Below are 26,971 nucleotides of genomic sequence, written 5' to 3'. Positions count from 1 at the left end.
CATGGATCAACGTTTAACTAGAAATCAGGTTCCAATTGAAACGACTTGGAAATTGGAAGACATCTTCCCGTCACGTGAAGCATTTCTTATAGAATTGAATGCGCTAACCAAAAGTGCCAAAGAATTAGCATTACGTCAGGGAAAACTGTTCGTGAGTGCCTCTTCTCTTCTGAGTAATTTGGAAGACTATTTTGACTTCTCGGCCAGATTATGGCGTCTAACTGCATACGTGAGTTTGAAACAAGCAGCGGATAGCAGCGATCCTGAAAATCAGGCGGACGCTGCACGCGCAGATGCTGCAAATGCACAAATGGAAGCGACGCTCTCTTTCTTTGAAGATGAATTAATGGATCTCGATGATTCACACCTCCATGCTTTGATACAAGAAGTACCTGAACTCGAAGAATATCAACCTTATTTTCGGAAATTATTCAACAAAAAGCCTTTCAGACTCCATCCGGAAGCGGAAAAAACAATTAAAGCACTTGCTGAAGTTCTCGAAGCACCCTATACCATCTATTCTCGAAGCAAACTTGCTGATATGCAGTTCGAATCGGTGAAAGACAGCGATGGGAACACCGTACCAATGTCTTTCACACTTTATGAGAACAGTTATGCTTCAACTCGAGATACTGTACTGAGAAGAAATGCCTATGATTCATTCACAAAGACGCTCGATCAGTATAAAAATACATTTGCTTCCGTCTATGCTGCTGAAGTGAACAAAACAGTTGCTGTTGCAAAGTTGAGGGGTTATAAGACAGCGACTGACTACCTGCTCCAACAACAGCAAGTCAGTGAAACCATGTACGATAATCAACTTGATATTATTTATCAAGAACTTGCACCGCATATGCAGAAGTTTGCAGAACTAAAGCGCCTGGCACTTGGACTTGACACGATTACCTATGCGGATCTGCTCGCACCGATAGATACGACGAGTCCGCAAACAACATTTGAGGAAAGTAAGCAAGCCCTTCTCGATGCCCTGAAGATTATGGGACCCGAATATCATGCAATTATTGAAGAAGGATTAACTAACCGCTGGGTTGATTATAGTGATAATGTGGGCAAATCAACAGGTGGATTTTGCGAGTCTCCATACGGTGTTCATTCGTACATCTTGATGACATGGACCGGTGATATTTGAAACATATTAACCCTGGCTCATGAATTTGGCCACGCGGGTCATTTTATGCTCGCACAAAAAAAACAGAAACTTGCGAACTATGATCCTTCTCTATTCTTTGTCGAGGCACCATCAACAATGAATGAACTCATTCTTGCACACTATTTGAAGAAAAATGCAACGAATGATGCAATGAAACGTTCGGTTACTGAACGATTATTGAGTACGTATTATCACAATTTTGTTACACACTTACTTGAAGGGGTTTATCAGCGTAAAGTATTCCGTATTGCCGAATCTGGAGAAGCGCTGACCGCCTCTCGATTGACCGATCTCTTCAATGAAACCCTCAAAGGTTTCTGGGGTGATGCCATACAACTTGAAGCGAGTGATGGATTAACGTGGATGCGGCAACCGCATTATTATTCAGGATTGTATTCCTACACTTACTCTGCGGGCCTTACGGTAGCAACCGCTGTTGCTGAACAAATTGTTCACGAAGGACAACCCGCTATTGATCGCTGGCTGTCTGTGCTCAAAGAAGGCGGTCGCCTAACACCGCAGAAACTGATTGAAAAAGCTCATGTAGACATTCTTAACCCTGAAACCATCCGTCAAGCAGTTGCTTATGTAGGAACACTTGTCGATCAGATGAAGACTCCCTCTATTACAAATGACTAAATAACGAGAGTGTCATAAAAAGTCTGCGGAATATTAGAAGTTCCAGATATTTACATCTGCAATTGTTTGACTGTCAAATTCATGCTTTGAAAAAAAGACGTTCCGAAATAGGAACGTCTTTTTATCTTTAAGATAATCTTTAACATCGTACTTAGAGCTTAAATTGTTTGATTAACTGTTCAAATCGAATCGATGTATCGTCCAGAACTTGAGCTTCGTTAAGTAGCGTACTCATCGTTGTTCCAACCCGCTTCATCAGAACCGCCGGAACGAATTCACTTTGGAATAAATTAAAAGTTCGAGCATCATCCGTCATGATTTGATTAAACCATTTCTTTTGTGCTTCCGTCTTCATTGCAGGTTGAAGTTGCTTCTCGGCTTGCGTTAGCTGCTGTTGATCCTGAGAATAGAGTTTTACTGAGGCATCACCGGGATCTAAAAGATAATCGATGACGCGTGCATCTTTTGCGCGAAATAGAGAACCGACTTCAGTAATCTGTGCTGCATGTTCACCTGCCCGACTTGCCTCCTTTGCCCGCTCAAGTGTTTGGTAAAGCATAAAAGTCGATATGATGGCAGTAATAAGCATCATTCCCAACACGATTAATAAACTGATTGCGAATTTCATGCTTATCTTCAAATGGCGCCACCCTGTTATCTCTGTAATTAAGTTTCTCATACTCAACCCTCCGAATAAATAAATTTCCAAATGCACCGCCTTTTTAAGTATTAAGGGAACCGAATGAGAGAAAAAGACAATTTACGTAAAACTTTAGTAAAAGTTTAGTTACATAATGGTTTGTTTCTGAGAATCTGAAGAAATAGAAAAAATAAGTCTATCTTTCCCCTTCTCTCTCATAGATTAGTAGAGCAGCATTGCAACATAATGAGGAGGGACAATCTTGCGGAAAATCACTCCACCAAAATTCACACACAAATCAACGACTCCCCTTATCTTAAAATATCTCATTGTCCTGATTCTCATCTATGGACTGGCTATTCTGATTTCATTAAGTCAGGTTAAGATCAGTTCTATTCAGGATGTGCTTCAAAAAGCAAATTGGCCGGCGAAAACTCTCTTAATAGAAACATTTGGAAACGAAAATGTGCTCTTCAATTATGCGATTAAGAAGCAAGAGCGACCAAAGACGATGAACCATCTTATATTTGAAGCGATGACTGAGTTGCATTTTGATGATATTCGCAGTCTATTTGGATCTGAATTACCAGGCTTTACAATCTATAACACAAAAATTTTCATCGCTGGTAAGGGATTGAATTATACAAATTTACCACAAGACAATCCACCATCCCCAGAAATTCATATTGAAACGCCTAAAAAACAGACACCTGAAGAGAACACGAAAGACCAATCTTCGCAAAAATTGAAGAAACGTGTGTTAATCTACCATACGCACCCATGGGAAGCCTATAAACCTATGAATGACGGTAAGGACTCTACTTATACTGATCTTCAAAAAGGGGTCATTAAAGACGGAGAGATTGTCGGGCAAACACTTAACAAAGATGGAGTCGGTTATGTTCATCGAATTAAGCAAGGCTGGGGATACAATGAAGCCTATCAGAAATCGAGGCTTGTTGTGCTGGACGCGTTGAAGAAAAACCCAACACTCAGTTATTTAATCGATATTCACCGTGATTCTTCAGGAAGAAACAACACGACAATGGAGATTGGCACGTCGTCCTATGCGCGGATTAGCATCATTATCGGGGAAGCGAATCCAAATTATTCCGCAAACCTATTCTTCGCTAAAAAAGTGAAAAATCAACTCGATAAGAACTATCCGGACCTTGTTCGTGGCATTGTTGGTAAAACAAAACTTGAAGGAAATGGCATATATAATCAAGACATTTCAAAAAACGCAATTCTCGTTGAAATTGGAGGCGTTGATAATACTTTGGCTGAAATAACGCGAAGTTCTCAAGCATTTGGCGAAGCGCTTGCTCAAATCATCAAACAAACTAAATAAATAGTTGTAATATTTAGCACCAGGTATTAATATTAACTTATAGTCACTGTTGCTTACTTTAAAAATACTGATAATCTTTTGGGGAGTGGAACACAACCTATGGAACTTACAGAGCTTATTGCACCACAGAAGTACAATCTAACAAATGAAATTGATCGTTTTGATTCCGACCGAGTTGCATTATTCTGGGAGAATGAAAATGGTGATAAACGAAGCTTCACTTACCATGAACTGATTGAAAAAGGAAAACGTTTTGCTAATGTCCTGAACAATTTGGGGATTAAGAAAGGTGACGTTGTCATGACGATCGTGCCAAGAATCGTTGATGCCTACGTTATCTATCTTGGCGCACTTCGGGCAGGAATTGCTGTAATCCCGGGTTCTGAGATGCTGCGACCGGGTGACATTAGTTATCGAATTAATCAAGGAAAGGCGAAAGCGATCATTACTTTCCACGACTATACCGAACAAGTCGATCACATTGAGGAAAACATGCCCTCCCTGCAGCACAAGATTTCCGTTGCTGGTGAAACTGATGGTTGGCTATCCATGGATCAGATCATGAGTGAAGCTTCCAATTCTTATACCACCGTTGACACAGATAAAGATGATATGGCGTTTTTGACATACACATCAGGAACTTCAGGAGCGCCTAAAGGTGTGGTACATACGCATGCTTGGGCCTATGCGCACCTTCGTATCGCACCTCAACGTTGGCTTGATATACAAGAAGGAGACATTTTTTGGGCTACAGCTGCTCCTGGATGGCAAAAATGGATTTGGAGTCCATTCCTTTCTGTGCTTGGAAAAGGCGTGACCGGTTTGGCATACGACGGACGCTTCCGCCCTGAGAAGCAATTGCAGTTGCTTCAAGATTATAAAGTCAATGTGTTGTGCTGTACGCCAACGGAATATCGACTGATGTCTAAGGTGGATCACCTGGAAAAATTTGATCTCTCCAACCTTCGTAATGCATGTTCCGCGGGCGAAGCGCTAAACCGAGGTGTTATTGACATTTTTAAGCAAACATTCGATATCCAGCTTAAAGACGGTTATGGACAAACAGAAAGTACACTACTAGTTGGAACATTGGTGGGTCACGCTATTCGCATCGGTTCAATGGGGCAACCGATCCTTGATGAATTTATCACGATTATTGACGAAGATGGAAACGAAGTCCCGGATGGTGTGGTTGGAAATATCGCCGTACGCCGCGACTTTCCTGCATTATTCAAGACGTATTACGAGCAGCCGGATCGTTATCAAGCAGCTGTGATTGGTAACTATTTTTTGACAGGCGACCGTGCATCACATGATCAGGATAACTACTTCTGGTTCCAAGGTCGCCGGGATGATGTCATCATCAGTTCGGGTTATACCATTGGACCAGCAGAAGTTGAAGATGCACTACTTAAGCATGAATCAGTAAAGGATTGCGCTGTTGTTGCAAGCCCTGATCCGATTCGCGGCAATATTGTTAAAGCCTTTGTCATCTTAAAAGACGGTTATGCACCGGATGAATCACGAATTCCAGAGCTTCAAAAATTTGTGAAGAATCAAACAGCTCCGTACAAATACCCAAGAGCGATTGAATTTGTGTCGGATCTTCCGAAGACGGTCTCAGGAAAAATTATGCGTGCTAAGTTACGTGAATTAGAGAAGCGTCGCGCAAGTGAACGTCATTCATAAGCAAATAGAAAACAAGCCCGGAAATGATTTATCATTTCCGGGCTTGTTTATTGATCAATTGTCAACTTTTCTTCGTCACGAATCGAACCGCTTTTGCGCCCCAACTTCTTGGTAATAATTTGGCTGCAATTGCGCCGGCATGGTTCAGTGCACCGGAAATCACCACGCTCTTCCCTTTCATCATTGCCTGATAACCAATCTTTGCCACACGATTGGCGTCCATCGTCTTGCTGAACATTTTAATATCTTCCGCATGCGCGACTACCCCAAAATTGGTCGATGTCGGTCCGGGACATAGTGTGGTCACCGTCACACCGCTCCCCTTTAATTCTTCAGCAAGCGCTTCTGATAAGGATAGAACAAATGCTTTTGTTGCAAAATAGACAGCCATAAATGGACCCGGTTGGAACGCAGCGGTACTAGCAACATTGAGTATTCTTCCTTTGTTTCGCTTCAACTGTGGCATAAAATAGGCTGTTAGCTCCGTCAAAGCAAGAACATTTAGCTGAATCATCTGCGTTTGCTGCTCTATGGGCACAGTGTCAAAAGTGCCAATCAAGCCAAAACCGGCGTTGTTAATAAGGACATCAATAGATAAACCAGCTGATTCAACCGATTGAAAAACATCCTTTGCAGCACTTTGTTCACTTAAATCTTTCTTTATTACCATTACGGAGTGATCTGGCAATGCTGCTTTAATCTCAAGCATTTTCTCCTCATTTCGCGCAACCAAAATGAGATCATATCCATTTGCTGCAAGAAGTTCGGTCAGTTGATACCCTATACCGCTTGTTGCTCCAGTGATTAATGCAGTCTTCTTCGTCATTGTCCCCGCCTCCATTCATCTTTCTCTAAAGTACACTGCTTACGATGCTTGGTCAATGATCAAGCACATTTGTAAACGGAGTTAAGGGAAATGAGTTGGCGCAAAGGAAACTCATGGCAACAGTGCACACGATGATGAGTACAAAAACCAGATCATTCCTACTCCACCCAATCTGGTAATAAAAAGTACGTGATTCTTTCATTGAGAAACGTTTTGCTTCCATGGCAATGGCCGTTCTTTGAGCACGTCGAATTGATTGGGCAAGCATTGTGAGCAAATAATGGTTCAGGCGCGCGTAATAGGCTTTGATACCCTTTTGTTTCGTCATACCACGAACGATCATCGCCTGACGAATATGCGTGAGTTCCTCAGCCATCATCGGTATCATGCGGAATGCCGCCAGACACCCATAAGCAAAACGAACAGGAACCTTTAACTGCTGCATCAGTGAATAAAAAAAGGGCACGGGCAACGTTGTTGTCGCAAACAGCATACCAACTAAGCTAAACGTAAACGTGCGCAAGCCAAGCAAAATTCCTCTCGCCAGACTTTCTTGTGTAATCATAATGAGGTATTGATGATAAAGAACATGACTTCCTTTACCAAAAAGGATCATTGCCGAAGCACTGAATAAAGAAACGACTAATGTAAAGAGTACAAATCCAAATGACCATTTTCCTGAAAGCCCGGTCACACTGGAATAAAGAATGAGAAAGAATAGCGAAGCCCAGATCATCGTATTCAAATTATGGACAAATAGATAAACGAGAAATAAAGAAGAAATCATGACAAATTTAAGACTGGGATTTATTTTAAAAAATAATTTGTTCGTTCTGATCCAAGTGGTCTCCACTGCTCTTCACCCTCATTCCACTTGTAGCATCATTTTCGATGACCCGCCCATCTTTAATAGTAATGATTCGCGTTGCAAAGCGCCGTACGATTTCCATTTCATGCGTCACCATAATAAGCGTTGTTCCGTTCTGTCTTAATTGCTGAAATAGGTCAAGCAAAGCAAATGTATTTCGTGCATCCTGTCCAAATGTTGGTTCATCAAGGATCAGAACATCCGGATGTGAGATCAACGCAGAAGCGACACTGAGCCGTCTTTTTTGTCCGATCGATAATTGAAAGGGATGTTGATGCTGCTGATCGATCAATGCAAAGCGGCTTAATGCTTCATCCACACGTCTTTTGATTTCTTCATCATTTATTTTATTCAATTTTAGACTAAACCCGAGTTCATCTCGAACGGAATCCGTAACAAATTGATATTCGGGATTTTGAAAAACGAATTGAGTGTGCGCTTCCGAATGAGTAAAGGACCAGTTTATTTTGCCTTTTGTTTTCAACAATTGCATGATGCCTTCAATCAGTGTACTCTTCCCTGCTCCATTTTCACCGATGACAGCGACCCAATCGCCACGGTAAATGGTCATGCGCTCGGTTTGAAACTTAATTTTCTTTTGACGCATGACTTTAAAGTGATCAAGTATAAGTATCGGTTTTTCCGATACCAGTTGAACGCTTGTTTGCTGTTTTTCATAAGTTGCCCATATTCCAGGATGCCAGATCCCGTATTCATCAAGTTTGTCTTGAAATCGTTCGAGCGTTTCTTTCTTTGGTCCATCAGCAAAGATTTCACCTTTCTCATTGAATAGGACTACCCGATCAATAAAATCAAGAACATGATCAATCTTGTGTTCAACAATGACCAGTGTGCGTTCTTTGCCAATTTGGCGTACAGTTTGCCAAAGCTTTTCGGTGCCTTCCGGATCGAGTAATGCCGTTGGTTCATCAAGAAACAGAACTTCTGGTTCCAATGCGAGAATGCTGGCAATAGCGAGACGTTGCTTCATCCCTCCTGACAGCTTACGAATCAATTGGTGAGTATTCTGCAGTTGAAGTCCCACTTGGTCTAAATAATATTGGATCAATCGAGGCATTTCATCACGCTGAATCTTACGGTTCTCAAGTACAAAAGCAATTTCTTCATCGATATAGGGCATGCAAAACTGTGTATCCGGGTCCTGAAAAATAAAGCCACAGCTCTTCGGAATACTTTGATTCTCCGCACGCATCGGGTAGGTAATACTACTTGGGATCAGTCCTGAGAGTACTTGAAGAAGTGTTGATTTTCCACAACCGGACGGGCCAAGCATTAGAATTTTTTCGCCTTTTTCATAGCGAAAATTTAGGTCCTTAAAAAGCATCTTATCCTGCTTAGGAAAAGCAAGTCGAAGATTCGTGACTCCCCACTGTTTCTGATTATTTAAGCACATCGTAGTCTTCCTTAGTTACTGGCCGTAACGATTGGGTCACTCCTGTTTTTTCCAGGCTCTTCACCAGAACGAATGGGAGTAGACCGGATAAAAGAATTGCACCAAGTACCCGGAAGACAAGATAGAGTGTTAAATTCCAGCCGGCAAGTAACGGTAAATAGCTGTATACGGCGTCAATCGCAATTGAAGCGACCATTGCTGCAAAAGCAGATAAAGAAGCAACACCGAGTGAAAATCGTTTATAGCGCCATGCAGCGAATATCCCTTCGGATAATAAGCCTTGAGCAACACCATAATAAAGATTAATAACGCCGCCGCTGCCTGCAAAGAGCATTTCCGCAAGTGCTGCCGCTGTTTCAGCCAGAAATGCCACACCAGGTTTTTGGATCAAAAGTGCCGCAAATGGTGCCGCAATGAACCAAATACCATAGAGTAATGCGTCAAGATGTAGACCAAGCGGTTGGACCAAGTCGTATACCGGTCCCATGAGACGAAAAACTAAACCAAATACGAGTGCAATCACAATCGTGACCAAAATATCGGTCAGATTCAGTTTCAAACTTTTCTTGCGTTCATTCATTTCAATTCCCCCTATTCTTTTGTTGTGAACAATTATCCAAAATGATCGGATATAGCCAGTCGTGTAATTAAACAAAAAACCGCTTTCTTGTTTTGGCAAGAAAGCGGTGAATCTCGTTACATTAACCACTTTCCTACGCTGGTATTATCCAGATCAGGTCTAAGGGTCGGGATTATTCCCTCTCAGCTTGCGCACCCCTAGTGGACATTCCTTATTCAATTAACACATTAAACGATACTACATTCATAATTATTGAGCAAGTCAAATGACCATGAATCTAACCTTAAAACAACCTATTTATTAGGAATAAAAGTTTTTACATTGCGCTATCCTATGACAAAAAAAGTTGGCGAATTTATGATACACAAGACATTTCTTGGTATTTGGTTTTTTTTAATTTTCCTTATTTTGTATATGATTCTTCCTTACATACACGTTGATGCTCAGCCCATCATTCTAAACAAGATCATTATGTCTGAGCGCCCAGTTGATCGCACACAATTAATTAAGAATTCCGATCTCATCGTCTTTGCACATATCGGTGAGCATATTAACAAATGGGAGATCGGTCAGGAGCTTCCATCCGGTGCGAAACTCGTCAATGCCTCTCAGATACTCCAGATCCGCCGCGTGATTGTGGGCGAACCGCCTTCACCAAGTGTTTTGCTTACGACAGGCGTTGAGCCTTTACCCGATCCCAAGGATCCCCTTAATAATTTGTATACAGGGCCACTTGCCGATGGGGATTACCTATTATTTCTTAAACGACTCAATGCTACGCAGTATGTTCGTTTAAGTGGTGGTTTTAGCAGTGTTTATCCGGTAGTATCAGGAAAAACGATTGCGCTCGATGAACGTTTTCAAACATTTTCCGGGAAAAGTATCGATGAAATAATGCAAATGCTCCATAGACATTGAAAAATATCTCCTCCGGTCTCTCAAAATGATCATATTTCTATGAGACAAGCCATATAGTCTGATAGAAAGTAATCAAACGGGAGGAAATGAATATGGAAAAAGGAAACGCAACATTTCTATCGTCAAAAAAACAAATACGTCTCGAAGAAAAAGTGCGGCAAATGAGTGACAAAATTGAACACTTAACTGCGGAAGAATGCTTCGAATGGATCACAAAGATCATGTATCGCGCAATTCTATTCCTAGGCATTCCCTATTTCCTCTTTATTCTCTTTTCATTTATTCGAATGACAAGTTGAATTTATTTATTGTCTTTCTCACACTGTATTAATATGTTTTCGAGCACATAATCAATCGATTTTATTGTCTCAAGAAATCGTCTTCTTCTCGTATCTTTTTGGAATGCAGTGACACAAACAATCGCTAAATTATCATAGGTATCTTTAATTTGAATGGGAAATACGTATTTAGGTTTCCTAACGCTTACCCATTGGTCAGCAAGTGGCCGCCAAATATCAAGATAGTGCTGCATATTATCTGCAAATGGCTTTACTTCGCCATAGAAATCGGTTTGATAATCTGCAGCTTGTGATCGATCGGTGAATTGATCGTGTGCAATCTTATTTAATTTTCTTAATTCAAGCGTTACTTCTTTTAATTCTTTATCTTGTGCGGTACGCACATGCCTCACTCCATCAAACCTGTTTGCTATTAGTGTAACACGATTTCGGGGCGAAGATGCAGTACATGCCTTTCGGTCACGAGACTTTATCGATGATGATCGGCTTTCATTAGCCCAATTTTCGTGAGGGTTGTAATTCCCAGGATTGATCCTTGACTTGCTCTTCTTTATATTCTTTAAAAAATGCAAGTTCTAGCTGATGTGCAAAGAGCCCATCCGTACCCCGTGCCGCAGTTTTCATCAAATGGTTAATGACTTGAAGATGGTCTTCTGCACGTGCAAGTTTCGACTGGCAAATGAGCAGTTGCTCATTTATCTGATCTTCATTCGCTCTAACTATTTTATTGTCGATCTGTTCCAAGCGCATAGTAAGATAATCGAGGTTAAAATCGAGTTCAATTGCGGACATTGCTTCGTTTTTTGACATCTTCATTTCACGACCTTCTCTCGTTTTTTCAAGAGTTTCTCGATTTATTTGAGATCTCCTACATGATCGACAAAACTAGTGGTGTTCATCCAAAACTAGCGAAATATTGCAGTGAAATCGGTCCTAAACCATGAAAGAATGTGAAGTAGACTAACCTCTTTAATGCTGATTTTGGTATACTGTGGTAGTAATCTTGTAATTAGGGAGCAAACATCTCCTGCATACAAGAAAGGGGCGTTTTTTGATAATGACGGTTTTCTACCCAAATGGTCAACCCTTTAAAGCAACACCAAGATCCGTGAATAATAATTCTGACTCAGATGTCGTCTACGGGCATCGAGGCATGACATTAGAAGAAGATCTGAATGTGACGAACCGCTATTACTTAGAAGTGGATCAAGCGGTTATTTATAAAAAACCGACGCCGATTCAGATTGTGAAAGTCGATTATCCAAAACGTAGTGCGGCAAAAATAACGGAAGCCTACTTTCGTAAAGCATCAACGACGGATTATAACGGTGTCTATAGAGGAAAATACATAGATTTCGAGGCAAAGGAAACGACTCATGCCCAGTATATTCCCTTAAAGAACTTCCACGCCCATCAAGTTGAGCACATGAAGAAAATTAAGCATCATGGGGGGATCGGCTTCATTATTGTTAAGTTTTCACAAACGGGCGAAACATTTTTGCTTGATGCCGATTATTTAGCATACTACTGGAGTGAAGCCAAGCGCGGCGGCAGAAAATCAATACCAAAACAGTTGTTTCTGGAAAAAGGTCATGCCATTCCCCAGAATTATTTGCCTCGGATTGATTACCTTCGTGTCGTAAATAAGGTATACTTTTAAGCTGGACACAATCTTTGGGAACAATCGAATACTATGACACGTATTAGTAGAATGAGATTTATGCACTCAAAGAAATATTATGTATACATGTTTCAGAAGCAAAAATAGGCTTAAACGAACAGTGTTCATCGCTTAGGCGCAACATCGCATTGTATGATCGTTTTGTTTGTTTCATTGACTTGCTTATCGGCGAGTCTTCTCGAGAAAGGTAGGATTAGTCATGGTTGAATACCATACGCGAATGGAAAAACGGCGTGCAGCCGAACTTGAAAAACAAAAACAAAAAAATGCAAATAATCATGCTCCGAAAAAGGGGTCATCAACGCGTAAGAAAAAGCATTGGTTTAAGCGCGTAATGATTATTCTGACGCTTATTCTGTTGTTCTTGTTTTTAGCTGGAACCATTTTTGTACTTGCTGTTGTTAGGAGTGCACCGCCATTAAATGCAAATGCCCTGCATAACGAAGTTTCATCGGTCATCTATGATGAGAATAGCAAGAAAGCAACAACAGTCGATTCCGGTCAACACCGAATGTACACCACTATTAACGACATCCCCTTAAGTGTTCAAGACGCATTCATATCTACTGAGGATGTTCGTTTCTACAAACATTTTGGCATCGACCCGATTCGTATTTTAGGTGCCGGAGTTGCTCAGTTTACAAGAGGATATAAATCCGAAGGCGGTAGTACCATTGATCAGCAGGTTGTCCGAAATGCAATGCTGACGCAAAACAAGACTTTTACACGTAAAATACAGGAAATGTATCTAGCGATTCAGCTTGATAAGAAGTACACAAAAAAACAGATTCTCGAAATGTATTTAAACCAGATCTATTTAGGTGGAGGCCCAACTTATGGTGTTGCGGCAGCTTCTGAACGCTACTTTGGTAAGAACATTAAGAACGTAAATCTTGAACAAGCGGCGATGCTCGCTGCGATGACACGAAATCCAGGGTACTATGATCCGATCCATCATCCTGCAGAAGCAAAGGCCCGCAGAGATCTTGTTCTTGACCTTATGGTGAAAAATGGAGCCATTACAGCTGATGATGCCGCAAAGGCTAAAGCGGTATCCATGAAACAAATGACGAAAGGCCATCGCAATATTCCGGTGAGCAACCGAAAATACGGTGCTTTCTTGGATTATGTGAAGCATGAACTGGTTGACGTCAAAAAAGTGATTACCGATCAAGAATTTAATTCCGGTGGTTTAAAAATATACACAACTCTTGATCCATCCATTCAGAGCCAAACTCAAGAAGTACTGAATAACAAAAACAACTATCCCAATGTCCAAAAGAATTTTCAAGCGGCGGTTTCTGTCATTGATACACAAACGGGAGCGGTTCGAGCACTTGGTGGCGGACGAAACTATAAATACTTGGATTTGAATTATGCCTATACATCGAAGGGCCAAGTTGGTTCAACAGCGAAACCAATCATGGATTACGGTCCTGCAATTGAGTATTTAAAGTGGCCGACCGATTACCAAGTCGATGATTCCAAGGGTGCCGCCTACAGTAATGGTGGACCTGAAATTGGTGACTGGGATGGCAAATACCTTGGTAAAATGACCATGCGCAAGGCCTTGTATCTTTCACGTAATATTCCCGCATTGCGGACCATGCAGGAAGTAAAATCAGCACTTGGCGGTTCAAATGACATCCGCAATTTTGCGAAAAAGCTTGGATTTTCGCAAGCCATGCTGAAGAATTTCGATGAATCCTACTCCATCGGCAGTTTCACATCAAATCCACTACAAATGGCAGGTGCCTATGCAGCATTTGGCAACAATGGTATCTATAACCAACCTTATGCTGTCCGAAAAATTGTGAAACCGGATGGTGAAGTCATTCAGCTTGATCACACCCGTCGCGTCGCCATGCATGATTACACGGCATACATGATCTCTGATATGTTGAAAGATGTGATGACGAAAGGAACCGGTGTACAAGGTAATATTCCGGGTGCTAATCTCGCAGGAAAAACAGGAACGCAAAATATTCCACCTGACTATGCCGCTCAATTCAATATTCCAAAATATGCGATGGATCACGGCGCTCTGGATGCTTGGTTTGTGGGTTATAATACACGATTGACCACTGCGGTGTGGACAGGGTACAATGCTAATAAAAATCAAGCGGGAAATAAGAATTATGGTTCTTATCTTGGCCCGAATGAACAACATTTCGCATTGGCAATCTTTAAAAATATTATGGCACAGTACATGATTGGTGCATCTGACTTCACTCGCCCGAACTCAGTAACTGATCTCAGTAATGGTGAACTTGCAGTGAGAAACTCAAGCATTACCAACCATTTTCAAGCGAAGAAACCAAGTGATTCAAGCAGTGCAGATTCTAGTAGCTCAGAGAGCAGCAGTTCACAACCGGAGAGCAGTAGCAGTTCTTCAAGCATGCCACCAGCAAGCAGTTCTAGTTCTGCTCCGCCGGCTTCATCATCATCAACTGCTCCGCCTGCATCGTCTTCAGCAGCACCACCTGCAAGCAGTGGACAAGGAAATAATGGCCAGGGGAACCAAGGGAATAATGGTCAAGGGAACTCAGGATCAAATCAATAATTGAGTCAAAACTAAAAGCGCTCATCGTGTTTCATAACGATGAGCGCTTTTTAATATATCATTTGATTATCTTCCTGATTCATTTTCTATTTTTTGTTTTCTACGGTATATCGCTAATTTCTTTACCAACTCTTGTTCTAATTCATCCAATTGGATAAAAGACAGATAACGGTCCGGTTGTTTTAGCAAATAGTTTACGCGTTCTTTGCTATTTAATGGAGCAAATGGTAAAGTGCTGAGATCTGTCAGAATTACGTCATGAACTAATGAGCGTACCGGTTTCCCAGCCGACCAATACATTTGATCAATGAATGCGGCAATGGATTGCAACATCGGTTGCCGCACAGCCTTAAGATTCCGATCATGAAAACTGGTACGCAGCTCTTCTTTTTTCTGTTCCCAGAAAATGTGAAAATAATTCTCTCTAGTTTGCCATGGCCAAAGGGAATATGCATCTTTTTGCTGACAATAGAGCATGTCATAGAAAAAAGGATACTCAAACGAAAAATGGGATGGCATTGCTTTCACATCAAGCAATCGACAATTTTGATAAAAAGGCTTAACGTGAAAAGAATCCGTCAACTCAATGCTTATGCACGGTTGTTCCAAGCAACACTTCCCCCTTTCTCATGCGTTTTTGCCCCTCACGACAGACATCAAGTACTGGACATTCCGGGCAATTTGGGTGTTGCGCTTTACAATGATAGCGACCAAAAAAAATCAATCGATGATGAGTAACCGACCATTTCTCGCGTGGCAGGCGTTTCGTCAATGTTTTCTCAACTTCCAGAACACTGTCTTTCCAGCGACATATTCCGAGTCTTTTTGTCACACGCTCTACATGCGTGTCGACAGCAAGTGCTGGCTCCCCAAAAGCTACAGAAACAATCACATTTGCTGTTTTACGTCCAATTCCGGGGAGTTTTAACAGATCATCATGATTTTTCGGTAACACGCCGTCATAGCAGTCAATCAACATCTGACACATTTGGCGGATATGCTTTGCTTTATTACGGTAAAGACCAATCGATCGAATGTCCCGTTGGAGTTCTTCTAATGGTACTGCTAAATAGTCTTCAGGTACATGATATTTAGCAAAAAGTGCTGGCGTCACGCGATTGACTAGAGCATCGGTACATTGTGCAGACAGCATAACGGCGATCGAAAGCTCGAAAGGATTACTGTGATTCAATTCGCAATGTGCGTCAGGAAACATTGCCGCAATCTTGTCCATAATGAATTCGAATTGTTTCTGATTCAGTGCGACTCTCCTCCTCTATTATTTGTCCAGCCAGTTATATGAAGGCATTTCCGAAATATTCTGCTGCTTGTGGCTACTGGTGCTTGTACGTGGTTGATGATTTCTAATTTTGTCACCATGCTGCTTCGCCTGATCAAGTGTTTTAATGCCATTCTTCTTCCATTCAAACAAGATACGATCGATATAACGGAAATTCAGCTTTCCAGAAATCACCGCTTCCCGCAGCGCACCTTTAATCAATTTCGGTGAATGTCGATCTTGGTCTATCCACATGGCGAGTGTCTCGCACTCAATTGGCGACAGTGGCCGTCCAAATTCAGTCTCAAATAATGTATAGAGCGCCTCGTCATTCGATTTTGACGAGGATTCAACAACTTGACTATAGGAGGTTCTAAGTAACTTTTCCCAAAGCGGTTGCAGCGAATAGGCTTCAGAGTATATATTATTATCATTTTTTTGTATGATCGATAGATAACCACGTTGAATCAGGCGTCTCAAAAGCTCAGCACATTCAGTCTCATCCAAAGTCATTCGCGCAGCTAGATTATCGAATGTAGGAAAATCATCGCCTTTACTGAGAAAAGCATGCACGTGGATCAGCATCATGCATTCCTGTTCATTTAATCCAAGCTGATTATAGTAATCAAGCAGTATAGATGGAACACTAATACTACCACTTTCGATAAGATTGATTAAAAATTTCATTTCCATAGTTTTGACACCTCATCGTCCATTATAGCATGGATCCTTCCATCCTGATGAGAGGTTCGCTCATCCTATTAATACTCATAAAAAGACAAGACCCAGAGTTCTCTCTGGATCTTGTCTGAACTTTATTCTCCATAATCTGCCATTACGGGTAAATACGGTTCAATAATCTTGGGAATGGAATGGTTTCACGAATGTGGTCGAGTCCGCAAATCCAGGCAACCGCGCGTTCTAATCCGAGTCCGAATCCTGAATGAGGGACACTGCCATACTGACGAAGTTCAAGGTACCATTTATAGGACGGATCAGTGAGATGGAATTGTTCATAACGTTTTTTCATCAGTTCAAGATCATCAATACGCTGGCTACCACCAATAATTTCACCATAACCTTCGGGAGCTAAAAGGTCAGCGCAAAGCACTACGTCTTCGCGACCTGGAACTGGCTTCATATAGAAGGCCTTCACTTTCGTCGGATACTCAGTAACAAAAACCGGAACATCAAAATGTTCAGCAATCGCTGTTTCATGTGGCGATCCGAAATCATCGCCCCATTCAATATCGTCAAACCCTTCACTCTTCAAGAACTTGATCGCATCATCATAGGACATACGTGGGAATGGAGCCTTAATCTTCTCAAGTTTGCTCGTATCACGTCCGATTGTTTCCAGTTCAGTTTTGCAATTTTTCAATACTTCCTGAACAAGATAAGAAACATAATTTTCTTGAATCTTAAGGCTATCTTCATGATCGCAGAATGCCATTTCCGGTTCAATCATCCAAAATTCAATCAAATGGCGTCGCGTTTTCGACTTTTCTGCACGAAATGCTGGCCCGAATGAGAATACTTTTCCGAGAGCCATTGCTGCTGCTTCCATATAGAGTTGGCCACTCTGAGACAGATACGCATCGCGATCAAAATATTTGGTATGGAAAAGATCGGTTGTTCCTTCTGCTGAGCTTCCTGTCAAAATCGGCGGATCAACTTTAATAAAGTTATTATCGTGGAAAAAGTCATAGGTAGCTTTAATGACTTCATCGCGGATCCGTAATATAGCATGCTGTCTGCTTGAACGAAGCCATAAATGGCGGTGATCCATCAAGAATTCAACACCATGTTCTTTTGGTGTAATTGGATAATCGTGAGCAATTTGAATTGTCTTTAGGGATGTAACGGTTAACTCAAAGCCGCTTGGTGCACGTTTATCCTCGCGAACCGTACCGTTTACATAGAGTGAGCTTTCTTGAGTTAATTCTTTTGCTTGTTCCCAGCTTTCTTCGCTTACTTCATTTTTTAATACGACACCTTGAATAAAGCCGGTACCATCCCGTAATTCAAGAAATTGAATTTTACCGCTGGATCGTTTATTTGCCAGCCAGGCACCGATGGTAACTTCGGAACCGACATGATTTTTGACTTCGGAAATTGTTGCTTTCATTTTTATTCGTGACCCCCTGAATTGATGAACCTGTTCAATTATTGCATATGGTTGGTAATAAAATGCTCAATGCGATCGAGCGCATGGTTTAAGTTTTCTAATGATGTAGCATAGGATAAGCGAATGTATTCTGGCATGCCAAATCCTGCGCCGGGAACAACAGCCACTTTTTCTTCATCAAGTAATGCTGCTACCCAATCGGTGACTTGAGAAAAGCCGCATGCATCACTTGTTTTCTGGATGTTGGGAAACAAGTAGAACGCACCCTGAGGCTTCACGCAAGTGACACCAGGTAGCGCTGTGAGGCGTGGGTAGACTTCGTTTAACCGTTTCTCGAATGCCTGCCGCATCTTCTCAATGCTCTCTTGAGGGCCATTGTAAGCGGCAATCGTTGCATACTGAGAGACAGAGGCGGGATTTGATGTGCTATGACTAGCAACATTTGTCATTGCTTTCACGAGCTGAGCATCCGCTGCTGCATATCCAATCCGCCAACCGGTCATCGAATGCGATTTTGAGACACCATTTATCACAACGGTCTGAGCTTTAACGTTTTCAGAAAGTTGAGCTATGGAATAAAACTGATTGCCATTATAGACCAATTTCTCATAAATTTCATCTGAAATAATGAGAATGTCGTGTTTAAGGCAATAGTCAGCAATCGGTTCGAGCTCTTCTTTAGAATAAATCATTCCAGTCGGGTTGCTTGGTGAATTCAAAATTAATGCCTTCGTCCTAGATGTCGTCGCGCCCTCAAGATCTTCCACCGAAATTTTGAAATGATTCAATTCAGTTGTGGTGATTTCGACAGGAACCCCGCCGGCTAGTTTCACTTGTTCCGGATAACTCACCCAAAATGGTGCAGGAATGATCACTTCATCCCCAGGATTAAGCAGTGCTTGAAACAAGAGATAGAGAACATGTTTGGCGCCATTTCCAACAATAATTTGTGATTTGTCATAGGTAAAGCCCTGGTCACGTTTCAATTTCCCAATAATTGCTTCCTTTAGTTCCGGAAGTCCGGCAGTCGGCGTATATTTTGTGTGACCCGCCTTCACAGCTTCCATTGCGGCATCAATGATATAATCCGGTGTATTAAAATCAGGCTGACCAGCGCCAAGTCCGATGACGTCATAGCCTTGAGCTTTCAGTTCCCCAGCTTTGGCTGTAATCGCCAAGGTACTTGATGGGGTTATAGTTTCCACTCGCTTTGCAAGCTGCATCATTGTTCCTCCTCAAACTGCTTTTTCCATTTAGAATAGTGCTTTAAATTACACGTTTAAGATGCGTTGTGCTTCTTTGCCATTATCAAAAGAGATCGAAACATAATTATACTTGTGCTTTGAATTCAGAAAAGTAATTTCCCAAACCGGGTTACCCTGAATTGCACCAAGACGTACAGAGATAATTTTTTGTACGTCCAGCCCTTTGCCACTTAATTTTTGAAGTGCTTGTTCTTTAGTTAGCCCTTTATTCGCAGCTCGTTCAAAATAAGGCGCTTTTTTTAAACGATCAGGAATCCAGAAATACATGGTCTTCCTACCCTGCTTTGCTTTTATGACCTGGTAATCATCGCTACCATGATATGCAGTCACTGATAACACTTGATTAAAGGAATACCACTTCTTTGCTTTTTTTATAGCGCTTTGGGCAGATTGATTCTGGAAATTGGTGTTGTTTGTGTACAACGACCAGGAACCAATAACAATAAGGACTATGACGGTAATGAACACCGTAAAAAACCACGTTTTAACTGTTCTCAAAACATCACCTGAATCAATTTATGTATGCTGCAGAAACAGTATCGGTGCTGTTTCCTCTAACAAATACTGGAGGGAATGGATTCCGCTCTTCTGCTAAAACTAGGAGTATCCCAAAAGGGAAAAAGGCTCCTGACCCGACCTAATTATCGAAAAAACCCATTTTTCGGGTTTTTTCGTGTTGTACGAGCAAATTAATCGTATCGATTCTCTGAGCGAAATGCAAGAATAAAATCAAGGGTAGATTTATTTTGGAAAATCATGCTCAAAGCAGATGCCTAACGTTATACTTAATCATCTTTGTTCAGTACAGCTTTTGAAGAAATACAGCCTAAAGTAAGTATGGATCAATCGAGCATAACTATTAGAGCAAACTCTTTAGTATTGCCTTTACTTTCTTGTTAAGGTTCCCACTCAATATCTGCGGAATACACCCGAGTTATCGAACCATCGCCCTTTTCAAGCAACAATACCCCATCATCATTGATTCCTCGTGCAACGCCTTCAAGAATACGTCCTCCTGGCTGGCGCACTTTAATTTGCTTTCCGAGATTGATCGCACGTCGTTCCCACAGCGGCCGGATCGCGGAAAAGCCTCGCTCTAGATACTGTTCATAGAGTTTTTCAAAAAGAACTAAAAATGATTGTATGAAAGGTGCTAGCGCATAGTGCTCACCTGTGATCGCGTGCAAGGATGAAGCTACCTGATTAATTGTTTCCTGAATAGCCTCAGGTTCAGTATTCACGTTGATACCTATGCCGATGACCACAGCCTTAACATAGGTTGATTCTGCTTGAAGTTCCGTGAGGATTCCGACTAGTTTTTTCCCTTTATATAAAATATCATTTGGCCATTTAATGCCACAACTAAGTCCGGTGACCTTCTCAATAGTTTCTGTGGCTGCAACCGCAGTAAGTAAAGTTAACTGCGGTGTTTTATCAATCGGAAGATCCGGCCTTAGGATTAAACTCATGGCAATATTCGTACCGCGCTGTGATTGCCAAGTATGTCCAAGTCGGCCACGCCCCTGTGTCTGTTCATTTGTAAGGACCAGAGTTCCATCCGGTGCGCCTTCATCCGCAATCCGCAACGCCTCTTTTTGTGTGGAACCAATTTTATCGAAAAAATAAATCATTTGCCCTAATTTTTTTGTTCTTAGTCCCGCTTTTACAGCAGCTTCGTTCAACCCTTCAGGCGAAGAAAGCAATTTATAACCTTTTTTCTGAACGGACTGGATTTGAAACCCATCGTCAATAAGCGCTTTGATTTGTTTCCATACTGCTGTACGCGAGCATCCAAGTAATTCTGAAATACGTTGACCTGAAAGAAATTGATCTTGATGTTCGTAGAGCAGCATTAAGATTGCTTTTTTTGACTGATTTGCCATTTTCTGAACCATGCCTCAATTTCCCCCAAATCATTAGTGACGCGACCATTTACGATCTCTTTCTCAAGCGTATTGATCACTTTGGCTAGCCAAGGACCTGGTTTTGTTTCGGACCATTGGATGAAATGATGACCTGTGGCAGCAATGTCTGAGCGCGTATGGATCGTACTCGCTTGCCAAAGCAAATGAACCTGCTGATCATATTGCATTAGTAATTCATTAGTTAAAATTCCAAATGCTGCAAGGAGACGGTTTGCAGCAAATGCGTTTGACAGACCTGCAAAGTAGACGGACTCTGCTGTCCATGGGTTTCTCTTTAGTGCGTTATAAAGCGTTGTAAGCTCATAGACCTTCTTTTCAGATTCTCTTGACCATTTCCATGCCCGAGCAAACACGTGCACATCATGTAACCCAACAGCAATCAAGAAGGCCGACCAACGTTCTTCAGATGTTTGGAGGAAGGAGAAATCCACATCATACAATTTCTTGAGATCAACATTTTCTAGTAAAGGAAGCGCATGAACGCAACCCGTATTCTCGAGAATTCGAATCGCTTGATGAACTCCTTTACCCGCCAGCAGACGGTTCATTTCCTGATTAATCCGCTCGACCGAAATATGTTTAAGTAAGTCGGATTTCGCCCGAAATGCGGTCACTTCTTTCTGCCCTAAAGTAAAACAGAGTTCAGAAGCAAAACGAATCCCTCGCATGATACGGAGCGGATCTTCCGAAATACGCTCCTCCGCGAGACCAACCGTTCGGATTTTTTTTTGCATAATATCTGCTTTACCGCCAAACAAATCGATCACCTGTCCTGAGCGATCCATTGCAAACGCATTAATGGTAAAATCTCGACGCATCAGATCTTGATCTAATGAAACATCAAAGCTAACCTGATTCGGATGGCGAAAATCATCATAACCCGACTCTGCACGGTATGTGGTCACCTCGTACGCTTGCCCGCCGGATAGGACAGCTACTGTTCCATGCTCTATACCAATCGGTATCGTTCGTTTAAATAAGGACATAACATCAGCAGGATGAGCCGATGTAGCGACATCAATATCATGGATCGGCCGTCCAAGTAGATGATCACGTATGGCACCACCAACAATATAGGCATCAAAGCCATGGTTCATCAGTTTATCTAAAATAAAAGCTGCCTGTTGAAATGGAAAAGGCACAGGGTACACCCCATTTATCAATTACTTCTTTTAAATAGCGCTTGATTATGATTCTTTACTTTTGCGAGCATGAATTAATTCTCGCCAATGCATCTCGCCGCGATTTAAAGCATGCATCAGAAGTTCTGCTGAAGCGAGATTGGTTGCAAGTGGAATTCGGTATACATCGCTTAGACGGAGTAAGGCATTCACATCCGGTTCATGCGGCTGTGCGGTCAGAGGATCACGAAGGAAAATGACCATATCCATTTCATTGGATGCAATCATCGCACCGATTTGCTGATCACCGCCAAGTGGTCCAGATTGAAAACGGTGTACGGATAAACCGGTTGCTTCCATAACGTTCATTCCGGTTGTCCCTGTCGCGTACAACTTGTGGTTTTGTAAAACATTCTTATAAGCAATTGCGAAGTCAACCATCTCAGGTTTCTTCTTATCATGAGCAATCAATGCAATCTTCATCGTATCACTCCTTATGAACGACTGTAGTTTAGTCGAGAATATTCTCTAATCCATACACGAGCGTATCCAGATTCATAACCGTGTTCGTTGCATAATGAACGCCTGTCATAAACGACGTGCGATCCATTGAATCATGGCGAAGAGTCAGAAGTTCACCTTTACCGCCAAATAAAACTTCTTGATGAGCGATCAACCCAGGTAGACGAACACTGTGAATGCGCATGCCGTCAAAATCTGCACCACGAGCACCCGCTAAGGTTTCTTTTTCATCAGGAGCACCTTGCTTCTTCGATTGGCGTGTTTTCGTCATCAATTCTGCCGTTTTAATGGCTGTTCCTGAAGGTGCATCTTTCTTTTTATCATGGTGCAATTCAATAATTTCCGCATCGGGAAAATACTTCGCTGCCATTTGGCTGAATTTCATAACAAGTACAGCACCAATCGCAAAGTTGGGCGCGATAATCCCACCGAGTTTCTTTTCATCCATTTGATTGCGGTAGTTTTCCACTTCCTCATTTGAGAAACCTGAGGTACCGATCACCGGGCGGACACCATAATCAATTGCTTTTTGGAGGTTTCTTTTTCCTACTTCTGGGTGCGTAAAATCAATTAAGACATCCGGTTGTTCTTGCGAGAAGCAGGCATCTATATCCGCATAAATGCGCGCTGATAGTCCGTTAATGCCAAGCAAGTCCTCAATGCGTTCACCATCATGTCCGTGATCAACTGCAGCAACCAAAGTGAGATTCGATGATTGAGCAATCATACGAATTGTTTCCGATCCCATTCTCCCTCTTGGTCCTGCAACAACAACACGAATTGGTTCTTTTTCTGTCATCAGTCTTCAACCCTTTCACTTGTCTTTCTTGTCCACCGGTCCTTGTCCCGGGTTTGAAATTTGTCCAGAACAGTTGTTAGTCCCTGTCCCAAATCAATATGTAAGCTGTTCGCCATACAGATGACTACGAAAAGGAGATCCCCAAGTTCCTCTTCTACTGTTTTCTCGGCCTCGGTAGGCTTTTTCTGCTTTTCACCATAATAATGATTAATCTCTCGAGCAAGTTCACCAAGCTCCTCGGTTAATCGTGCGGTTAGGGCAAGCGGAGAAAAGTAGCCCTCCTTAAATTGCCCAATATATGCATCAACATCTTTCTGAAATTGATCCAATGTTCTTTGTTCCAAAACTATCACCTCTGCTTCTCTTCCCTATTTTAGCGAAAAAAAGACCGCTTGCCAAAGGGCAATGGGAAAAATGATCCTGTTTTTTTTACTCAATTTGTAACTTATGAAAAAAAGGGATAAAAGAAATAATGGGAAATTATGAGATCTTTTATTGAAGGATTGGACAGTTAACCGTATGATATAGATTGCGACTTGAATGGGAAAGGTTGTTGTACACCAATGAAATTAAATTTAAAAACAAAAAACATACTGTTTATTTTACTCGGAGCTGCTATTTATGCTTTTGGACTTGTCAACTTTAATATGAAAAATATGCTTGCAGAGGGTGGGGTTACGGGGATTACACTGATCCTTTACAATTTATTCTCAATTGATCCCGCAATCAGCAACATTGTGCTTAATATTCCCCTCTTTTTTGCTGGATGGCGGTTTTTCAGGCGCAATGAGTTTATCTATACTTTGATTGGCACCTTCTCTCTTTCCATATTTCTTTATATTTTCCAACATTGGATGACTTTTGATTTTTCACTGAAACATGATTTGTTTCTTGCTGCTTTGTTTGCCGGAGTTTTTATTGGCGGGGGACTGGGCATTATCTTTCGATACGGGGGAACAACCGGTGGATCGGATATCGTTGCCAGGATTACGCACAAAAAATATGGCTGGGCAATGAGCAAGACCATGCTGATTATTGATGCAGCCGTCATTGTATTATCAATTATTTACTTGGATTACCGTCAGATGATGTATACGCTGGTTGGCGTGTTTGTTGGCGCGAAAATGATTGATATTATTCAAAAAGGCGCCTATTCTGCAAAAGCGATCATGGTTTTTTCAAAAAAAAGTGATCAAATTGCCGAACAAGTGATCAAATTATTAGATCGAAGTGTGACACTTATGGATGGTCATGGAGGCTACACAGGAAGAAAAATGAATGTCCTGTATTGCGTGGTTAGCAGCAACGAAGTGTTTCGCCTGAAAAGCTTAATTCATGAAGTCGATCCGGATGCCTTTGTTACAGTCAATGATGTTCATGAAGTATTTGGAGAAGGCTTTGCAGCAAATGAAATTGAGACAACTGATCGGAAAACAAAACAGATCAGTCAGGAGAAGAACATTCATAAAGAATCATCTGAGGTCCTGCCCTCTAAACATTTATCTAGTCATTCAACCAAAAAACCTCTACAATAATGGTCAGATATGCAAAAAGATTATTCACATGATGAAAAATTCCGTTCATGGAAAGGAAGTGAAGGTTCGGCATTAGCTTCGGCTTCATGCTTAACACTACAATGATCAATCGAGAAACAAAGATTGGCGCGATCTATTCCCTATCCGCATATTTTATGTGGGGATTATTTCCGCTTTATTGGATGCTCATTCATCAGATTTCTGCATTAGAGATTCTTGCCCACCGAATTTTTTGGTCGTTAATTCTAATGCTTGGATTGCTTGCTGTAACGAGAACGTTTGGAAAATTTCTCAAACAGTTAAAAGAATTAATTGCCAAACCCAAGCTCCTATTCTGTGTTTTCATCGCATCAGTCTTAATTACCGTGAACTGGCTTATTTACATATGGGCAGTAAATAATGGACATGTGATTGAATCGAGCATGGGGTATTATATTAATCCGCTGATCAGCATTTTACTCGGAATTATTTTTTTAAAGGAGAAACTGACGATTTGGCAATTCGTTGCTTTTCTACTTGCCGCCATGGGTGTCTTAATTGAAACAGTAAATTACGGCCATTTCCCTTGGATTGCGTTAATGCTTGCACTGACGTTTGGCTTCTATGGTTTGGCAAAGAAATTGATCCATATTGAGCCTTCGCTTGAATTAACATTAGAAACCCTATTAATTGTGCCTGCTGCACTTTTTTACTTACTCTATTTACAACAAACAGGGGTTGCTGCATTTGGCCACAGTTCTTGGCTGATCAATTTACTACTTATTGGTACCGGTGTTGTCACAGCGGTACCGCTTCTCTTCTTCGCTGAAGGTGCACAGCGTATATCACTAACAATGATCGGATTTTTTCAATACGTCGCACCGACGTTACAGCTACTCATTGGTATTACGATTTATCGAGAACCATTCCATGTCGTACAACTGATTGCGTTCTCGTTCATTTGGGTTGCTTTGGTTATCTTCACTTTGTCAGCAACTCTGTTTAATAGAGATCATCCAGTCTTGTTACGGACAGCTGAATCAAAACACCATTAATGTAAATGAGAAGGCATGCATGGTTTTCCATGCATGCCTTTTTATTACAAGTGAAGAAAGTATATAATTTTGACGAAACAAAGTTATGTTACCGAATATGCAGTGCGAGACTCTTGCGGAAACCGTCAAACAAGTGGGCTCACGCAGATCACTGGTTGTTTGAGGAGGCTACGGATCGCCGCCGTAATACATCAGTGTTATTTGTATAAGGTGTAAAAATAGAGAAACCAAACAGAATGCTGCTGCTCATCTTGAGCTATTCGATAAAAACAGGTTTTGACGCGTTCTTCAGATGCTGTGTCTCCTGATTTCAAATAGAAATCTCCCGCCCCTTGCTGCTGCTCAATCTCGCGACGAAGTCCTTCTAGATAGCTGCTCGGACAAACGAACTTGACGTCAGGCGGACGTTCATTGTTCCCAGATAACTCCTGATAGAGGGCGAGAAAGTGTTGTTCATGCCTCACCTCATCTTCGCGGATTTCAGCAATCTTGTGACGTTCCCTTTCTGTTTTTGCCTGACTCATTAACACCTCAATGCAGCACAATGATTGGCGTTCGAGTAGAATCGCATACCGAAGCCGATCACACATTACCTCATTCGTGATCTGTGGAGTCTGTTCTTTGTCCATTTCTCTCATACGATCAGCCTCCTTAGTTCATTTCTCCTATATATGTATTCTCGAAATAAAAAAAAGTGCCCAATTTGTTAGAATCAGGCACAAAG

The 26,971-nt window shown here is 41.6% G+C and carries 29 protein-coding genes and 1 riboswitch; of the genes, 10 read left to right on the top strand and 19 right to left on the bottom strand.

What is annotated here, in order from left to right; translation table 11 throughout:
* The first annotated feature begins 1 nt into the window (after position 1).
* Both NIE32_RS14370 and NIE32_RS14365 read left to right on the top strand, forming a co-directional pair.
* Positions 2-1,150, top strand: coding sequence for a gluzincin family metallopeptidase (locus NIE32_RS14370; RefSeq protein WP_354327263.1), 1,149 nt, complete (start codon positions 2-4; stop codon positions 1,148-1,150).
* Between the two features lie 3 nt (positions 1,151-1,153).
* The gene (locus NIE32_RS14365; RefSeq protein WP_354327285.1) at positions 1,154-1,810 is read left to right on the top strand and encodes a M3 family metallopeptidase; all 657 of its coding nucleotides are present in this window, start codon (positions 1,154-1,156) and stop codon (positions 1,808-1,810) included.
* Between the two features lie 151 nt (positions 1,811-1,961).
* On the opposite strand, the gene NIE32_RS08690 is transcribed toward NIE32_RS14365, so the two are convergent.
* Positions 1,962-2,489 carry a hypothetical protein gene (locus tag NIE32_RS08690; protein WP_253054884.1) on the bottom strand — a complete coding sequence of 176 codons (528 nt, stop codon included), beginning with the start codon at positions 2,487-2,489 and terminating at the stop codon, positions 1,962-1,964.
* 223 nt (positions 2,490-2,712) lie between these two features.
* On the opposite strand from NIE32_RS08690, the gene spoIIP reads away from it, so the two are divergent.
* Positions 2,713-3,801 carry a stage II sporulation protein P gene (spoIIP, locus tag NIE32_RS08685; RefSeq protein WP_253054882.1) on the top strand — a complete coding sequence of 363 codons (1,089 nt, stop codon included), beginning with the start codon at positions 2,713-2,715 and terminating at the stop codon, positions 3,799-3,801.
* Between the two features lie 99 nt (positions 3,802-3,900).
* Positions 3,901-5,490, top strand: coding sequence for an acyl-CoA synthetase MbcS (gene mbcS, locus NIE32_RS08680; RefSeq protein ID WP_253054880.1), 1,590 nt, complete (start codon positions 3,901-3,903; stop codon positions 5,488-5,490).
* A gap of 61 nt (positions 5,491-5,551) precedes the next feature.
* Here mbcS and NIE32_RS08675 read toward each other — a convergent pair whose 3' ends face one another.
* From NIE32_RS08675 to NIE32_RS08660, 4 genes are read right to left on the bottom strand one after another with little or no spacing between them, the layout of a single operon-like run.
* Positions 5,552-6,316, bottom strand: a complete 765-nt coding sequence (locus tag NIE32_RS08675) for an SDR family NAD(P)-dependent oxidoreductase (protein WP_253054878.1) — start codon at positions 6,314-6,316, stop codon at positions 5,552-5,554.
* A 52-nt stretch (positions 6,317-6,368) separates the two neighbouring features.
* The gene (locus tag NIE32_RS08670; protein ID WP_253054876.1) at positions 6,369-7,169 is read right to left on the bottom strand and encodes an energy-coupling factor transporter transmembrane component T family protein; all 801 of its coding nucleotides are present in this window, start codon (positions 7,167-7,169) and stop codon (positions 6,369-6,371) included.
* Entirely contained in the window at positions 7,129-8,598 is a 1,470-nt protein-coding gene (locus tag NIE32_RS08665; protein ID WP_253054874.1) for an ABC transporter ATP-binding protein, read from the bottom strand. Before NIE32_RS08665 ends, NIE32_RS08670 begins: the two co-directional genes overlap by 41 nt.
* Entirely contained in the window at positions 8,585-9,178 is a 594-nt protein-coding gene (locus tag NIE32_RS08660) for an ECF transporter S component (protein ID WP_253054872.1), read from the bottom strand. Before NIE32_RS08660 ends, NIE32_RS08665 begins: the two co-directional genes overlap by 14 nt.
* A gap of 113 nt (positions 9,179-9,291) precedes the next feature.
* Positions 9,292-9,387: riboswitch (TPP riboswitch) on the bottom strand.
* 148 nt (positions 9,388-9,535) lie between these two features.
* On the opposite strand from NIE32_RS08660, the gene NIE32_RS08655 reads away from it, so the two are divergent.
* Both NIE32_RS08655 and NIE32_RS08650 read left to right on the top strand, forming a co-directional pair.
* Positions 9,536-10,096 carry a hypothetical protein gene (locus NIE32_RS08655; protein ID WP_253054870.1) on the top strand — a complete coding sequence of 187 codons (561 nt, stop codon included), beginning with the start codon at positions 9,536-9,538 and terminating at the stop codon, positions 10,094-10,096.
* Between the two features lie 92 nt (positions 10,097-10,188).
* Positions 10,189-10,395 (top strand): hypothetical protein, encoded by a 207-nt coding sequence (locus tag NIE32_RS08650; protein ID WP_253054868.1) that lies wholly within the window; start codon positions 10,189-10,191, stop codon positions 10,393-10,395.
* A gap of 2 nt (positions 10,396-10,397) precedes the next feature.
* Here NIE32_RS08650 and NIE32_RS08645 read toward each other — a convergent pair whose 3' ends face one another.
* Positions 10,398-10,778 (bottom strand): YppE family protein, encoded by a 381-nt coding sequence (locus NIE32_RS08645; protein ID WP_253054866.1) that lies wholly within the window; start codon positions 10,776-10,778, stop codon positions 10,398-10,400.
* Between the two features lie 109 nt (positions 10,779-10,887).
* Positions 10,888-11,211 (bottom strand): hypothetical protein, encoded by a 324-nt coding sequence (locus NIE32_RS08640; protein WP_253054864.1) that lies wholly within the window; start codon positions 11,209-11,211, stop codon positions 10,888-10,890.
* A 241-nt stretch (positions 11,212-11,452) separates the two neighbouring features.
* Between NIE32_RS08640 and recU the strand changes: the two genes are divergently transcribed.
* Together recU and NIE32_RS08630 are read left to right on the top strand one after the other, a co-directional pair.
* Positions 11,453-12,055 carry a Holliday junction resolvase RecU gene (gene recU / locus NIE32_RS08635; RefSeq protein WP_253054862.1) on the top strand — a complete coding sequence of 201 codons (603 nt, stop codon included), beginning with the start codon at positions 11,453-11,455 and terminating at the stop codon, positions 12,053-12,055.
* Positions 12,056-12,275: 220 nt separating this feature from the next.
* Positions 12,276-14,639, top strand: coding sequence for a transglycosylase domain-containing protein (locus NIE32_RS08630; RefSeq protein ID WP_253054860.1), 2,364 nt, complete (start codon positions 12,276-12,278; stop codon positions 14,637-14,639).
* A 66-nt stretch (positions 14,640-14,705) separates the two neighbouring features.
* Here NIE32_RS08630 and NIE32_RS08625 read toward each other — a convergent pair whose 3' ends face one another.
* The 11 genes from NIE32_RS08625 to NIE32_RS08575 all read right to left on the bottom strand — a co-directional run bounded on the left by NIE32_RS08625 (position 14,706) and on the right by NIE32_RS08575 (position 24,022).
* Complete coding sequence (locus NIE32_RS08625) at positions 14,706-15,248, bottom strand: YpoC family protein (RefSeq protein ID WP_253054858.1); 543 nt, start codon at positions 15,246-15,248, stop codon at positions 14,706-14,708.
* Positions 15,223-15,900, bottom strand: a complete 678-nt coding sequence (gene nth / locus NIE32_RS08620; RefSeq protein WP_290443546.1) for an endonuclease III — start codon at positions 15,898-15,900, stop codon at positions 15,223-15,225. Before nth ends, NIE32_RS08625 begins: the two co-directional genes overlap by 26 nt.
* A gap of 18 nt (positions 15,901-15,918) precedes the next feature.
* A complete protein-coding gene (locus NIE32_RS08615) occupies positions 15,919-16,611 on the bottom strand; it encodes a DnaD domain-containing protein (protein ID WP_253054854.1) in 693 nt (230 codons plus the stop codon).
* 142 nt (positions 16,612-16,753) lie between these two features.
* Positions 16,754-18,046, bottom strand: a complete 1,293-nt coding sequence (gene asnS / locus NIE32_RS08610; protein WP_253054852.1) for an asparagine--tRNA ligase — start codon at positions 18,044-18,046, stop codon at positions 16,754-16,756.
* Between the two features lie 38 nt (positions 18,047-18,084).
* Positions 18,085-19,269, bottom strand: a complete 1,185-nt coding sequence (locus tag NIE32_RS08605; protein WP_253076589.1) for a pyridoxal phosphate-dependent aminotransferase — start codon at positions 19,267-19,269, stop codon at positions 18,085-18,087.
* A gap of 48 nt (positions 19,270-19,317) precedes the next feature.
* A complete protein-coding gene (locus NIE32_RS08600) occupies positions 19,318-19,809 on the bottom strand; it encodes a peptidase M4 (protein ID WP_253054850.1) in 492 nt (163 codons plus the stop codon).
* 398 nt (positions 19,810-20,207) lie between these two features.
* Entirely contained in the window at positions 20,208-21,206 is a 999-nt protein-coding gene (locus NIE32_RS08595; RefSeq protein ID WP_253054848.1) for a biotin--[acetyl-CoA-carboxylase] ligase, read from the bottom strand.
* Complete coding sequence (locus NIE32_RS08590) at positions 21,164-22,378, bottom strand: CCA tRNA nucleotidyltransferase (RefSeq protein WP_253054846.1); 1,215 nt, start codon at positions 22,376-22,378, stop codon at positions 21,164-21,166. The genes NIE32_RS08595 and NIE32_RS08590 overlap by 43 nt, the downstream gene beginning before the upstream one ends.
* Before the next feature lie 45 nt (positions 22,379-22,423).
* Complete coding sequence (locus NIE32_RS08585) at positions 22,424-22,840, bottom strand: methylglyoxal synthase (protein ID WP_253054844.1); 417 nt, start codon at positions 22,838-22,840, stop codon at positions 22,424-22,426.
* A 28-nt stretch (positions 22,841-22,868) separates the two neighbouring features.
* Positions 22,869-23,678, bottom strand: coding sequence for a 4-hydroxy-tetrahydrodipicolinate reductase (dapB, locus tag NIE32_RS08580; RefSeq protein ID WP_253054842.1), 810 nt, complete (start codon positions 23,676-23,678; stop codon positions 22,869-22,871).
* Positions 23,678-24,022, bottom strand: coding sequence for a nucleotide pyrophosphohydrolase (locus tag NIE32_RS08575; protein WP_290443537.1), 345 nt, complete (start codon positions 24,020-24,022; stop codon positions 23,678-23,680). The genes dapB and NIE32_RS08575 overlap by 1 nt, the downstream gene beginning before the upstream one ends.
* A 219-nt stretch (positions 24,023-24,241) precedes the next feature.
* On the opposite strand from NIE32_RS08575, the gene NIE32_RS08570 reads away from it, so the two are divergent.
* Both NIE32_RS08570 and rarD read left to right on the top strand, forming a co-directional pair.
* On the top strand, positions 24,242-25,213 hold the full coding sequence (locus NIE32_RS08570; protein WP_253054838.1) for a YitT family protein: 972 nt from the start codon (positions 24,242-24,244) through the stop codon (positions 25,211-25,213).
* Positions 25,214-25,299: 86 nt separating this feature from the next.
* On the top strand, positions 25,300-26,247 hold the full coding sequence (gene rarD / locus NIE32_RS08565) for an EamA family transporter RarD (protein ID WP_253054836.1): 948 nt from the start codon (positions 25,300-25,302) through the stop codon (positions 26,245-26,247).
* Positions 26,248-26,444: 197 nt separating this feature from the next.
* On the opposite strand, the gene NIE32_RS08560 is transcribed toward rarD, so the two are convergent.
* Positions 26,445-26,885, bottom strand: a complete 441-nt coding sequence (locus NIE32_RS08560) for a ferritin family protein (protein WP_253054834.1) — start codon at positions 26,883-26,885, stop codon at positions 26,445-26,447.
* Positions 26,886-26,971 lie beyond the last annotated feature (86 nt).

Source organism: Sporolactobacillus kofuensis, assembly GCF_024125425.1.
GTDB classification, from domain to species: domain Bacteria; phylum Bacillota; class Bacilli; order Bacillales; family Sporolactobacillaceae; genus Sporolactobacillus; species Sporolactobacillus kofuensis.
The sequence above is the reverse complement of the archived record's forward strand: the minus strand, read 5'-3'. Positions and strand labels throughout refer to the sequence as shown.